The organism is Microcoleus sp. CZ3-B2 (assembly GCF_036705055.1).
GTDB lineage: Bacteria > Cyanobacteriota > Cyanobacteriia > Cyanobacteriales > Microcoleaceae > Microcoleus.
This window is the reverse complement of sequence record NZ_JAUBTN010000007.1, coordinates 1-13,019: the sequence shown is the minus strand read 5'-3', so window position 1 is coordinate 13,019 and position 13,019 is coordinate 1. Positions and strand designations below refer to the sequence as shown.

Annotated in this window: 12 protein-coding genes; 9 read left to right on the top strand and 3 right to left on the bottom strand. The window is 47.6% G+C overall.

The window, feature by feature from the left end; translation table 11 throughout:
• A partial coding sequence (locus QUA97_RS04605) for a two-partner secretion domain-containing protein (RefSeq protein ID WP_333193432.1) occupies window positions 1–3,161 on the bottom strand: 3,161 nt, incomplete at its 3' end.
• An 80-nt stretch (window positions 3,162–3,241) separates the two neighbouring features.
• Between QUA97_RS04605 and rnhA the strand changes: the two genes are divergently transcribed.
• Complete coding sequence (gene rnhA / locus QUA97_RS04600; RefSeq protein WP_333193430.1) at window positions 3,242–4,147, top strand: ribonuclease HI; 906 nt, start codon at window positions 3,242–3,244, stop codon at window positions 4,145–4,147.
• A 200-nt stretch (window positions 4,148–4,347) separates the two neighbouring features.
• Complete coding sequence (locus tag QUA97_RS04595) at window positions 4,348–4,959, top strand: pentapeptide repeat-containing protein (protein WP_333193428.1); 612 nt, start codon at window positions 4,348–4,350, stop codon at window positions 4,957–4,959.
• On the opposite strand, the gene QUA97_RS04590 is transcribed toward QUA97_RS04595, so the two are convergent.
• Window positions 4,956–5,159 carry a hypothetical protein gene (locus QUA97_RS04590; RefSeq protein ID WP_333193426.1) on the bottom strand — a complete coding sequence of 68 codons (204 nt, stop codon included), beginning with the start codon at window positions 5,157–5,159 and terminating at the stop codon, window positions 4,956–4,958. The genes QUA97_RS04595 and QUA97_RS04590 overlap by 4 nt on opposite strands.
• 38 nt (window positions 5,160–5,197) lie before the next feature.
• Here QUA97_RS04590 and QUA97_RS04585 point away from each other — a divergent pair, with 38 nt between their 5' ends.
• Window positions 5,198–6,082, top strand: coding sequence for an alpha/beta fold hydrolase (locus QUA97_RS04585; protein WP_333193423.1), 885 nt, complete (start codon window positions 5,198–5,200; stop codon window positions 6,080–6,082).
• 282 nt (window positions 6,083–6,364) lie between these two features.
• Here QUA97_RS04585 and QUA97_RS04580 read toward each other — a convergent pair whose 3' ends face one another.
• Complete coding sequence (locus QUA97_RS04580) at window positions 6,365–6,913, bottom strand: protein-tyrosine phosphatase family protein (protein WP_194070906.1); 549 nt, start codon at window positions 6,911–6,913, stop codon at window positions 6,365–6,367.
• A 156-nt stretch (window positions 6,914–7,069) separates the two neighbouring features.
• On the opposite strand from QUA97_RS04580, the gene QUA97_RS04575 reads away from it, so the two are divergent.
• The 6 genes from QUA97_RS04575 to QUA97_RS04550 all read left to right on the top strand — a co-directional run bounded on the left by QUA97_RS04575 (window position 7,070) and on the right by QUA97_RS04550 (window position 12,873).
• Window positions 7,070–7,858 carry a HipA family kinase gene (locus QUA97_RS04575; protein ID WP_194070905.1) on the top strand — a complete coding sequence of 263 codons (789 nt, stop codon included), beginning with the start codon at window positions 7,070–7,072 and terminating at the stop codon, window positions 7,856–7,858.
• Complete coding sequence (locus QUA97_RS04570; protein ID WP_194070904.1) at window positions 7,836–8,219, top strand: DUF3037 domain-containing protein; 384 nt, start codon at window positions 7,836–7,838, stop codon at window positions 8,217–8,219. The genes QUA97_RS04575 and QUA97_RS04570 overlap by 23 nt, the downstream gene beginning before the upstream one ends.
• A 41-nt stretch (window positions 8,220–8,260) precedes the next feature.
• Window positions 8,261–8,650 (top strand): MAPEG family protein, encoded by a 390-nt coding sequence (locus QUA97_RS04565; protein ID WP_333193414.1) that lies wholly within the window; start codon window positions 8,261–8,263, stop codon window positions 8,648–8,650.
• A gap of 235 nt (window positions 8,651–8,885) precedes the next feature.
• Window positions 8,886–9,758, top strand: a complete 873-nt coding sequence (blaOXA, locus tag QUA97_RS04560) for a class D beta-lactamase (protein WP_194070902.1) — start codon at window positions 8,886–8,888, stop codon at window positions 9,756–9,758.
• Between the two features lie 452 nt (window positions 9,759–10,210).
• Window positions 10,211–11,161 carry an ABC transporter ATP-binding protein gene (locus tag QUA97_RS04555; RefSeq protein WP_194071266.1) on the top strand — a complete coding sequence of 317 codons (951 nt, stop codon included), beginning with the start codon at window positions 10,211–10,213 and terminating at the stop codon, window positions 11,159–11,161.
• Between the two features lie 44 nt (window positions 11,162–11,205).
• A complete protein-coding gene (locus QUA97_RS04550; RefSeq protein ID WP_333193410.1) occupies window positions 11,206–12,873 on the top strand; it encodes a hypothetical protein in 1,668 nt (555 codons plus the stop codon).
• The last annotated feature ends 146 nt before the right edge of the window (window positions 12,874–13,019 follow it).

Sequence of the window (13,019 nt, the reverse complement as noted above, 5' to 3'; positions counted from 1 at the left end):
CCCGGTGGATTATTTGGTTGGTTGGTAGTGACGATCGCACTATTGCCCTGAGTGTAAGAATTGATGAAAGATTGTCCCTGAGTAATTGTACCCGAAGTATTGCTGGCGATCGCCCCAGCAGTCCCGTTAACCGTCGCATCTCCCACCGCAAAAGGTATCCGCCGATTGACATCCCCGCCACCGTGGGCGATCCTGACTGTACCCGGTTGAGCGCCACCAAGGGTTGAGACACTCACAGGAGTGCGGTTTTGGTCAACAGTACCAGTGACTCGCACCAAACCCGGAGTTGCGATATCAACTTTAGCGCCCGGAGCATTCACCGATACAATGCTAATCTCATTTTGAGCGTTAATATTCACTGCAGGATTGCGATCGCGCCCCGAAAGATTAACATCTATTTCCCCGGTTCCGATCTGCCCTCCCGCTAAAATATCCACAATTGATGAAGCATTAATATTGCCAGTGCTGACATTTCCCCTGCTGCTAACTAAATCAACTACAACTCCCTGCAAATTTCCAGCATTGACATCGCCAGACGCTGTGAAGCTGACACCGTTAGCTGCGGTAACATTTGCAGTCTGAATGCTTCCAGCATTACTATTAACTAAAACATCACTTCCCTGTAAAATACCTGAATTTATATTGCCCAAAGCGGTGAAATTTACATTGCTGGTGGCGGTAGCACTGGTAACTCCAATCGTCCCCGCACGGCTGTTAATATTAACACCCACACCCCGCAAATTTTCTGAATTCACATTTCCCGCAGCTTTTAAATTGATATTTCCAGTTGACGCAGTATTGCCGATCGCAATATTTCCCCCATCACTATTAACATCAACTGCCGCCCCCTGCAAATTCCCAGTATTTAAGTCGCTAGAAGCTCTCAAAGCAACGCTGGCTGCGGCAGCATCAATCGATGCCACATTAATATTAGTTTGGGCGTCCAAATTGACTGTGGGAATCCCAGGATTAACTGGATTTGTGGCAGGATTAACAGCGATCGCCCCCGTGTTGATTTGTTGTCCTGCTAAAATTCTGACATCTCCCGCAGCGGCGATCGTACCCGTAGCCACACTTCCGCTGCTGCTGCTAGCCCTGAGAGTAGCACCCGCGAGGTTCCCTACGGTTAAGTCGCCCGAAGCTGCCAAAGTGAGATTTTCCGTGGCTGTAATATTGGCGGGTGTTGTATTCGGGACAATTGTATTCGGATCGGTCAAAACTCCCAGAGCACCTGAGTTGCTGGTAATATTAACTTGAGAACCCTGCAAATTCCCAAAATTCACATTGCCAAAAGCTGTGAAGGCGATCGCCCCAGAATTCCCAGTGTCGATCGCACCGGTGACAATATTACCCCCAGTCGTATTCAGACTAATATTGCCGTTGATATCAGCACGAGAGATATCATTAGTCAGAATAATATTGTTAACAGCTTGAATATTAATTGTCGAACTCGACGTTAATCTCCCCCCAACGACTACTCCAGCTTCCCTGCTTTCGAGGCTAACTTGTCCGCCGTTAATATCTCTAGTTTGCACATCTCCCGTTGCCGACAAAATCACCGGGCCGGCTGCTAAAATATTTTCCACAGCAATCAAATTTCTGCTAAAAACAGGTTCCGCAGTGAAATTTGCATCCTCACCCAAACTGTCAGGAGAAACATTAACAGAATTTGCCAAATTTGCCACTCCCGCCCGCAGAATCAAAGCCGGACTCCTGGTTAAAATCGCAATATCCGGGTCGGAATTCACATTTTCAGTCCGCAATGCCAAATCCGGGCCAGTAATAGTAATATTTTCACCAACAATACTCCCCCTCGCCTCTACTTTCAGCGAAACACCAGTATAATCCCCGAAAAAAACATCTCCTTCGGAACTGATAATCGGGTCAAATAAACTCACAAAATTTCCCGGCATTCCCGACAAATTCCGCACCGAAAAATTGCCTCCCGCAACAAAGTGAGAATCCCCCGAAATCGTGCCGTTGCTAACTAAACTCAAATTGCCTGCGCTTTGGAATTGCGGGGGAAGAGACAAGCCGCCAGTCGCGTTTTGAGTGAGAATGTCGATCGCGCGATCGGCCCGCACCTCCAAATTCCCCCCAGCCCGCGCCAAAAACGGATTCTGAACGCTATCTCTCACCCGCACCGCATCCCCGGCCAGCAAGCTCAAATCCCCCCCAGTTTGCAGCCTAGTCCCCGCTAACGTCAGATTTCCCGCAGCCCATAAATTCGCACTTCCGGCATTCAATTGATCCAGCGCAGACACATTCCCAGCAGCAATCGCCACATCCCCAGAATTCACCAGCAAACCAGAACCCACCAGCCGCACGCTACCGTCATCCGCAACCGCAACACCAGTCGCCTGATTTTGCCCCGTACCTGTCAGCAACTGCGGCAAAGAAACAGGATTTAAACCTTGTGGAGAATTCCCCAAATTCCCGCCCGCTGCTATCTCCAAACTCAACAAAAATCCCGGTTGACTGATACGCAAAACATTCTCCCCCGGAACCGCAGCAACAGTAATTTGCCCTCCCGGTGCCGACAACTGCCCCGTACTAACAACCGTACCGCCCAACAAAGATAAACTCTGCCCCGGAGTCACAGCCAAATTGCCAGCATTAACAATACTCCCCGGTTGAGTCGCGCCAAAATAAAAAGCATTGGGCGCACCAACTAACGCGCTAAAATTATTTGTACCCGCAGCATTAAACCAATTAGAACCAAAACCGACATTCGTCGCAGTAGTCGCAGTGAAAGCCCCCGGCACATTCAAACTCGCCTGCGGCCCAAACACAATCCCCGCAGGATTAATCAGAAACAAATTAGAATTGCCGCCCGTGACAGTAATTAAGCCATTAATTAACGAAGCGTCGCCGCCAGCAATGCGAGCTAATATATTTTGAATAGCCGAATTAGTCAGAAAATTAGCAATTTGACCTTGATTTAAGCCGAATTGACCAAAACTGTGAAAAAGATTTGCCCCGTCTCCCGACAAACTGCCGCCATTGATATCGTAGCGGTTGCCGGTGCGGGTAACAGCAGTCCCAGTACCATCAGCAGCCGGGACTATGGGCTGTGCTTGCGCCAAAGTATTAAAAATTAACAAAGAAAACGGACAAATAAATAACCCGACCTTTTTAATCTTTAAGTTGACGTTTTTCATGGCAGCTACAGTCGATCCCTATTTTCCTCAATTATTACACTTGCAAACCAGTTACCTGTCAATGAAAAATTAATTCCCTCATGACAACTCCCACCATCAAAAGCTTGTACACAGACGGCGCTTGTTCCGGCAACCCCGGCCCCGGCGGCTGGGGTACAGTAGTTTGCTACGCCGACGGCAACTGTCACGAACTCGGGGGAGCAGACCCCCAAACCACCAACAACCGCATGGAAATGCAGGCAGCAGTCGCTGCGCTCGAATTTTTTGCCAATTCCGGTCAAACCGAACCAGTCACCCTTTACACGGACAGCGAATACGTTAAAAACGGCATCACCAAATGGATTCAAGGCTGGAAAAACAAAGGCTGGAAAACCTCGACGGGCAAAGAAGTCGTCAACCAAGACCTCTGGCACCTGCTAGACAAGCTGAATTCGCGACAAATCCAGTGGGAACACGTCCGGGGCCACTCCGGCAACTTCTACAACGACAGGTGCGACGAAATCGCCCGCAGCTTCTCGCGCAATCTCACTCCCAAACTGCAACAGCAGAAAGCTACAGCAGGCGGGACTGGGGCGAGTACGGGGGCACCGCCCCTACACTTGCAAAACCCAATTGTTTTGGAAGAAACGGACACAACTGGTAACAAAACGATAGAATCCTATGTCATAACTTCTGACCTTCCGAGCTCCAACTCTACCATGATGGATTCAACTGCCGATACCCTGGAGAACTTGCCCCGCGAGGTGAGAGTTCAGGAACTCCGCAACCTGATAGAAACTTTGCACACAGCCGATGAAGTGGCCACCAAGGGCTACTTGATCACCAGTTCTGAACTGGCTGATTTGATGGATGTAAATGCCAGCGCTGTCACCAGTCGCGGAGACAACTGGGTGTGGCGCAACTGGGTAGTTTCTCGCGTCCGCCGCGAGGGCAACCAAATTCTCTGGCAATTAGAGAGAATCGACCACGTAAGTACAACAGATTAGTCATCAGTCATCAGCCATTAGTCAGAATCTGACTAATGCCTTTTGCCTGCTGCGATATCTAGGGTTAATTCCCCGAATTATGACGGTAGGTGCGCGCCGCGTGCCTACCGTTTCAGCACATTAAAAATAATTTTATCTATAATTAAGAAAAACAAACAAATCCCGAACCAACCGTGAAAAACAAGAGTTCGATAGGTTTAATGAACTGGCTGCAACCAAAACAAGAAACCGTTTTGTTATGCGACTCAATTGCAGCAGCTTCTGACATGGCATTTATGCTCAAGGGTGAGTGGGATGGCTGCAATAGTTTGGTTCTCCCTAAATCCGACAAGGTAGCAATTGAAGCAGCCGCTAGTTTGCTGGAGGCATCGTGGTGCTACCAAAATGCTTCCGAAACAGTTTTAATTCGGTTAGCAGCGGACGAATTGCTCCGCCGTTATGCCCTGGGAGACAGATTTTTTATTAATGCCAATTTGAGATGCGCTCAATTGGATAAAGTTTGCTTGGAAAAGATTGATTTGAGTTATGCTAAATTAAATTTGGCTGACCTGGGCGGCACGAATTTAAGTCAAGCTAATTTAAGATCAGCGGAGATGCCGGGAGCAAATTTGAGTGGCAGTAACTTGAGTGAAACACAACTGGTCAGGGCTAATTTAGTTGGAGCTAATTTATCTGATGCTAATCTCCGAGGCGCAAATTTGAGTTATGCAGATTTAAGCAATGCTAACTTAAAAAATGCAGATTTAAGAGGTGCAAATTTAGGTAGATGTGACTTAAGAAAAACTTGCTTGAATGAGGCGATGCTTGACTAAAATAAGGGGCGGGGGGAGAGCAGATTATTTATGCTCCGCGTTCCAATTAAGATTGATATTTGCGATCGCGCCACTAAGTCGCCCGCATCAAAAACAGAAATTAGAATCAGCAAAAACGCCAAAGGATCGCTGAAAGGACAAAGCCAAATAGGTACCAGTGTATGTTGGCTGACAGCGCCGTCGGTGCGATCGACTGTCAAGGTTAATAACTATCTCATATCACGTCCGGTCGATTACCATGACAAAAACGGAACGCACCTGCGTTCCAATCCGAACAAGGTTAAAGTCCAGGTATTTTATGCAAATTGCAACTGTCGCCGGCCCTGCGGGGCGACTCAATCTCACCGACACGGGCGCGGTAAGTGGCGAAGAACCACAACCCATCCCCGTCCTCTTCGTACACGGAATGGCATACCACCTTGGAGTTTGGGACGAGACGATCGCCAGAATGCGCGCCAATCTAGGTCAAAACCAGCGCATTCTGGCGATCGACCTCCGGGGCCACGGCACCTCCGATCCGCCCGCAGACGGCGACTACAGCCCCGACGCCTGCGCCACCGACATCATCGCCGTCCTCGACGCCCTGAACATCCCCCAAGTAGCCCTTGTCGGGCACAGCTTCGGGGCCCTCGTCGTTCTCGCCACCGCCGCCTCCGCGCCAACGCGGGTGACGCGCCTCGTTCTCGCAGATCCGCCCGGTGACTTTAACTACCTGCCGCCCTCCGTGTACGAGGAACAGATGGTTCCGTTCCTCGCAGCGCTAGCGGGCGACGGCTACCGCGCTGCGGCAGAGGAAAAGTTCGCCCAAGCCCTCGAAGGCAGTACCCTTGCGACGCGCGAAACCACGATCGCGCGCCTCGCATCCACCCCGCGCGATCGGCTGATCGGTATGTACAAAGGTATGTTTGCTTACAGCGCCGTCGGTGCGATCGATCGCTACTTAGCAACTCCGGGCGCGCGAATCGCAGCAGTGCTCGCACCCGCCAACTCATGGCCCTTCAGCCTCCACATACTCCGCCCCGAAATTGCCACCGCCGTCATACCCGAAACCAGCCACTGGTTACAGCTTGATGCGCCGGTTCCCTTCACCGAAGCCGTGGCGGCCCAATTGAGCAGTCATTAGTCATTAGTCATTAGTCATTAGTCATTGGTCATTAGTCATTGGTCATTAGTCATTGGTCATATCGTTTCCGGTTGCATCGGAATGATGTTAACAGTTAACAGTCAACAGTCAACATCATGAGGAGTGCAACCGGAATTGATATAAAATAAAGTAAAGTTCCTAGTGCGGACTTGCATACGCTTCAGGATTGTGGACTAAAGTCCGCACTACAAACCCTTTTTGTGACGCTCGTAGACTGGACATGATATTAAACCCAAAATAGACCACAAATTAACAATTAATCTATTCTAATTCTCGATCAAAATCACGGCGGCAATCATCTAACAAAGCATCAAGTTCTGCGGCAACTTTCCACATATTTCGACCTTTCAAAAAAGCTGCGATCGCAGCTTCATAGGGATTTCTGCCAGTTTTTTTGACAGCCGCGATCGCCTCTCGGTTAGAAAATCCCCGCCCGCTAACCAACCAAGCAGCCAAGACCTGTCCTGTGCGTCCAATTCCACCGCCACAGTGAACTACCACCCGATCGCCCGCGCTATCTGCAGATGCCAAAAACGGTAAAATGCGATCGATTAAAATTTCGCGACTGGCCAATTCAAAATCGGCGATCGGAGCCCAGCAAACGCGATCGCCCCCAAAAACATTTCGATAGCTTCCCACCAAATCACCATAGCGGACGAGTTGAGATTCAGCAAGCAAACAGCAAACTCGATCGATCTTCTGTCGCCGCATAAAATCAATCCATCGAGCAACTTCTGCATCGCCGTATCCCGGTTTGGCCGCACCAAACACAACTAATTCATGCTCAGAAGCCGCCGCAAATTTGTACATAATTATATTATAATTGCTATCAAGTTATACTATTTAAATAAAAATGTATCTGCGTTGATTTGCGTCAATCTGCCTGACATCTGCGGTTGACTCAATCAAAATTTTACACGAGCAATCTAGTCCCGTCCAATTCTTCAATCCCAAATCTAAAATAGCATGAGTCCCAGCTTGCGAACAGTCAATGCTACCAGATATGTCACTCCTTTGCGTGAGGGAGGCTCGCTACCGGCGATCGTCGAAGCCGACGATGAGGGTATGTACGTACTCAAATTTCGCGGCGCGGGTCAGGGAGCAAAATCTTTAATCGCGGAGTTAGTAGCCGGGGAAATTGCGCGCGCGATCGGGCTACCAATCCCCGAACTCGTGTTTGTGGAACTCGATCCCGAACTCGCCCGCACTGAACCAGACCCGGAAATTCAAGATTTAATTCGCGCTAGTGCAGGCCTCAACCTCGCCCTCGACTATCTCCCTGGTTCCATCACCTTTGACCCCGTAGCGGGCAAATCTGAGGCGGATCTGGCCTCGGAAATTGTCTGGTTCGATGCTTTTGTCACCAACATCGATCGCACGCCGCGCAATGCAAATATGCTGGTATGGCACCGCCGGCTGTGGCTGATCGACCACGGTGCGGCGATGTATTTCCACCACACTTGGAAAGATTATCTATCCCGCAGCCGCGATCGTTTTCCCGCAATTAAAGACCACGTTTTGCTGCGTTTTGCGAGCAATCTGGAAGCGGCAAACTTCAAGATGACTCAGATTCTAACGCCAGAAATTATTCGCAACATCGTTCAACTGATTCCCGATGTTTGGCTGGTGGGAAATTCGCCTTTCACCGACAGCAACCAACATCGCGATGCTTATATTGAGTACCTGCTAAACCGGCTAGAATCAACACATATTTTTTTGGAGGAAGCGATTAGTGCCCGCTCGATTTCTGTATGATTATGCCATTATCCGCGTCGTTCCCAAAGTCGATCGCGAAGAATTTATCAACGTCGGGGCGATCGTTTCCTGCGGTACCAAAAAATTTCTCGAAGCCCGGATCGAAATTGACGAACAGCGCTTGAGGGCGATCGACTCAACCTTAGATATGGAACTGATTCGCAACCACCTAGCCGTCATTCCCGTCATTTGTGCGGGCGGCCCCGAATCTGGCGCGATCGGTCAACTTCCCCACAGAGAGCGCTTTCACTGGCTCGTAGCGCCCCGCAGCACGATCGTTCAAACATCGAGGGTACACACTGGTTTGTGCGAAAATCTACCGGGTGCGATCGAACATTTGCTCAATACAATGGTGCGATAGTTTCGCAAGGTAAAAAAATGATCCAAATTGAACAAACAAATATGAGCTTCCCACTCTGGGGTTTAGTAATTTTCATCCTGTGGACGATCGCAGTTGTAGTCATGCTGCTAACCGTCAGGATTCGGCATCTATCTGCCGGCGGTTCTCCCAAAGATTTCGGCACACCAAACGATCAAAGTTTGCTGTGGCGGCTATTTCGAGTACAATCCAACTTGGTAGAAAACCTGCCTTTGTATTTGGGAGTGGTTTTTCTCCTAACAGTTAGGAGTGTTTCGGGAACAGCCGTAGACGCGCTGATTGTAACGTACATCGTGTTTCGGTTGATACACTCAATAATTCACATTGCCGGCCTCGATCCCAAATTTCGGATTGTGAGTTTAGCAGTTCAGTTAAGCTGTTTAGTCGCCTTAACTATTATGGCAGTTTTGTAGTTGATAACTTACACAACGATCGCATATATTGTAGGGTGCGTCAAGCCAAAAATCTAATTGTTTCCCACATAGCCTAAGTCTGACGCACCTGATATCAATTCCGGTTGCACTCCTCATGATGTTAACCGTTAACAGTCAACCGTTAACAGTCAACCGTTAACAGTCAACAGTCAACAGTCACCAGTGAATTTACTATTCCGATGAAGAGAGGATTTGATATGATACATCAAAATTTATGAACAGAATATTTCGCGAGCTCGCTCTGATTTTAATCGTATTAAGCTGCATTACTACTGTTTTAATTCAGCCATCGCAATCAGCCTTAACCGCACCTACTCCAGCGCAGGAATCTCCGCACCGACAAGGAGATGTTGCTCAAACAATCAATTTTGGACGGCACTTTCAAGAATTAGGGGTTGAAGGGGCGATCGCCATTTACGACTTGAATAGCGATCGGCTTTACCAACACAACCCGCAGCGCAACAGCACAGCTTTTTTACCCGCATCTACATTTAAAATTCTCAACTCTCTAATTTCCTTAGAAACAGGCGTAATTTCCAATGAACTTGCAATTCTCACTTGGGATGGAATTCAAAGGCAAATTCCCGCCTGGAATCGAGACTTGAACATGAGAGAAGCCATCAAACTTTCCGCCGTCTGGTTTTACCAAGTTCTCGCACGCCGAGTCGGACACGAACAAATGCAAAAATGGGTAGCAAAAGCCGATTATGGCAACCAAAACATTGGAAAAAAAGATGATATTGATAAATTTTGGTTAGAAGGAGAACTGCGAATTTCACCCAATCAACAAATTCAATTTTTGCGCCGTCTCCACAACAACGACTTACCCTTTTCCGAGCGATCGCTCTCTCTAGTTAAAGACATCATGATTGTCGAGCAAACTCCCAATTACACAATCAGAGCAAAAACAGGTTGGGCTGGATTTGGAGAACAAACAAAGGCGGAAATTGGCTGGTATGTCGGTTATTTAGAGCAGAATAAAAATGCTTACTTTTTTGCCACAAACATTGACATCCGCAGTACAAAGGATGGAGCAGCTAGAATCGAGTTAACGCGCCGTTGCTTGAAGGATCTGGGGCTGCTTTAAGTGCTTTATCTGTTCTTTAATAAAAAGCGTGTCAATAATTCTTCTAAAATCTTACCCTTTCATATCTTGAAAAACATCTGCGTGTAAGCTGTTGTGCAAATAAACATTGTATATTTTGATGACAATCAAAAATCCTCTCCCCCTCTCCCTTTCTCCCCCTCTCCCTTTCTCCCCCTCTCCCCCTCAATCGCCATACACAATCTATATGAGTAACAGTTTATCTGTGTTAATCTGCCTCGATCTGCGGTTTCCATATCGCTCAAAAAATCGCGCAATAAGTTTACCAATTGTTAATTACCTTTTGCGCTACCTTACCAAAACTCAAAATCTTTTTAATACTTAACAATTTATTTTACGAAATGCAGGTGACAACTCCTGTATCAAAAGGCTAAGCTAGTTGCAAGCTTTGGAACTAAGCACGAACCGCAGCCAATTTCACTCGCCTTTAAAATATGGCAAAAGAATTAGCAATAGACACTCGCGGACTCACCAAACAATTCGATCGCCATATTGCCGTCAATGACATCGATTTGCAAGTCGCCGCCGGCGAAATCTGCGGGCTGATCGGCCCCAACGGTGCCGGCAAAACTACTTTGCTGCGAATGTTAGCCGCCGCCGAAGAACCTACTACAGGGGAGATTTACATCAACGGCTGTCCCTTGTTGCGCGATCGATCTAACCCCACTCTCAAACAGCACATCGGCTTTCTTCCCGACGACTTTCCCCTGTACGACGACCTGACTGTGTGGGATTATTTAGATTACTTTGCTCGACTCTACAACTTGCGGCAACCCCGTCGCCGAGAACGCATCTATGCAGTTTTAGAACTCGTGCAATTAACCAACAAACGCAACAGCTTAATTTCCACTCTTTCGCGGGGGATGAAACAGCGCCTGAGTTTGGGACGAACTATTATTCACGAACCGCTTTTACTGCTGTTAGATGAACCAGTTTCGGGTCTAGATCCGATCGCGCGATCGCAATTTCGCGAAATCATCAAAGCTGTGCAACAAGCCGGCATGACCGTAGTCATATCATCCCACGTTCTCAGCGATTTAGCCGAACTTTGCACTTGGGTAGGAATTATGGAACTCGGTTATCTTGTCGAAAGTGCCCCTTTGCAAGAACTTTACAAACGCCTCGGAAAACAGCAAATTTTCCTGTCAACTTTGGGAGATTTAGCAGCGCTGACATCGGAACTCAAAAACTTTCCTTGGGTAGAAAGTTGGGAAATATTGCCGGAAACTCAGCAGGTGTGCGCTCATTTTTCAGGAAGCCGGGAAGATGCAGCGAATTTATTGCGATCGCTCGTCAATGCTAACATTCCCCTCACGGAATTTCACTGCACTCAAGAAAACCTAGAAACCATCTTCCTGAAGATGGGACACAAACAAGCATCTTGACAGTTGAGGGCGACTTTTTCAATCACAACTCAAAACTATTACCTATGATTCTCAACATACTAGACACAATCGGTAACTGGAATCCCCAGTTATTCCGAGAACTCAAAGGCCGGCTGAAAATAGGCAAAATTGCGATCGTCAGCTTCCTTTCCCTCAGCAGTCAACTGGTGCTGTTCTTATTTTGGAGTGCCCAGATACCCGTTGTCCCCCCCGTCTCTGAGGGCAATTATCCCACTCACAACCTATTCTGCGCTGGACTTGATGGTAATGCCAAAGGTTATCAAACCCAATGTATCCAAGATGCTGCAGGAAATTTCATCATTAACTGGCCGTCTTGGTGGCTGCAAATATTCGTTTATCTGAGTATATTTAGTGCGATCGTGCTATTAGTAGCAGGCACTTATATGCTAGTGAGCGACTTAGACAAAGAAGAACGCCGGGGCACGCTCAACTTTATTCGCCTCAGTCCCCAATCTGCCACCACAATTTTTCTCGGCAAAATTCTCGGTGTCCCAATTTTATTGTATCTCGCAGCAATTCTGGCTGTACCGCTGCACCTCTACAGCGGATTAGCAGCTCAAATACCTCTGCATCATATTTTATCTTTCGACATAGCAATGGTAGCTAGCTGTGCTTTATTCTACAGCGGCGCGATGCTATTTGGCTTAACAACCAGTTGGTTGGGAGGGCTTCAACCTTGGTTGGCTAGCGCTGCGGTTTTGACTTTTATTACTACAGCTTTTAATGTATCGTCATTCGGCAATGCTGCTGATTTTCTGACATTTTTGTCTCCTGCTGCTGTCCTGAAACAGGTAGTTTCTCACGTTAATCCGTCATCGGATTCTAACCTTAGTTGGTTAATTAAAAAATTCACCGATGTCGAATGGTTTAATTTGCAGGTTGGCGAAAATCTTTTGGCTTGTACCGCCTTATCTTTATTGATTGCTGCGGTTGCAACCTACTGGATGTGGCAGGGATGGCAACGTCGCTTTCCCAACCCGACCGCCACTGTTTTGAGCAAGAAGCAAAGTTATTTGCTGGTGATTTGCTCTCAGTCAATAATTTTAGGATTTGCACTGCAATCCAAAATCACAAATAGCGAAAACATCTTGTGTTTATTGTTCATGAATTTCGTGCTGTTATTAGCTTTAATGGCTGCTTTAACTCCTGAAAGACAAGCTTTATCTGATTGGGCAAGGTATCGGAAACAAATCGTTCCCAGCAATCAGAAGTTGTGGCGCAGATACCCCATACTCGATTTAATTTGGAGCGAAAAAAGTCCGGCACAAGTTGCGATAGCCATCAATTTTTTCATTTCAATAGTGATTTTTACACCTTGGATACTGGTATCGCGCCATACCTTTTTATTCATGATTCTCTTCGTGAATATCCTCATGATTTACGCCACAGTCACCCAGCTATTCTTGTTTGCCAAAATCCGAAACCAGGAAATTTTGGCGGTTTTTACAGTCGGAGGCGCTATCTTTTTGCCACCAATTATTCTATCTATGCTTTCCCTCACCCCAGAAAAAGCTCCTTTCATGTGGCTTTTTTCAGTCCTTGGGGGCTGGAGTCTGCAGAGCGCGTCAGCACATACCATTTTTCTCTCCATACTCAGCCAGTGGACTGTCTTGGTGCTGCTGAACTTGCAATTGAGGCGGCAACTCCGACTCGCAGGCGAATCAGCCTCTAAACAACTGCTGAGGGCCTGAAAATGGGGGAGAATTCAGCCCACCCCAGTCGCGGGGCGGGTTGATTGAGATTCCTGACTTGATATCACACCGTTACATAAGACTTACCCAAAGCTACCCAGCTTTATACAAAGCTGGACTTTGAACCTTACTTCCTGTTTCATTCT

Bases quoted from the DNA above. Each gene is read 5' to 3' on its own strand.
- rnhA (WP_333193430.1), top strand. From the start codon at position 3,242: ATGACAACTCCCACCATCAAAAGCTTGTACACAGACGGCGCTTGTTCC.
- QUA97_RS04595 (WP_333193428.1), top strand. From the start codon at position 4,348: ATGAACTGGCTGCAACCAAAACAAGAAACCGTTTTGTTATGCGACTCA.
- QUA97_RS04585 (WP_333193423.1), top strand. From the start codon at position 5,198: ATGACAAAAACGGAACGCACCTGCGTTCCAATCCGAACAAGGTTAAAG.
- QUA97_RS04580 (WP_194070906.1), bottom strand. From the start codon at position 6,913: ATGTACAAATTTGCGGCGGCTTCTGAGCATGAATTAGTTGTGTTTGGT.
- QUA97_RS04575 (WP_194070905.1), top strand. From the start codon at position 7,070: ATGAGTCCCAGCTTGCGAACAGTCAATGCTACCAGATATGTCACTCCT.
- QUA97_RS04565 (WP_333193414.1), top strand. From the start codon at position 8,261: ATGAGCTTCCCACTCTGGGGTTTAGTAATTTTCATCCTGTGGACGATC.
- blaOXA (WP_194070902.1), top strand. From the start codon at position 8,886: ATGAACAGAATATTTCGCGAGCTCGCTCTGATTTTAATCGTATTAAGC.
- QUA97_RS04555 (WP_194071266.1), top strand. From the start codon at position 10,211: ATGGCAAAAGAATTAGCAATAGACACTCGCGGACTCACCAAACAATTC.
- QUA97_RS04550 (WP_333193410.1), top strand. From the start codon at position 11,206: ATGATTCTCAACATACTAGACACAATCGGTAACTGGAATCCCCAGTTA.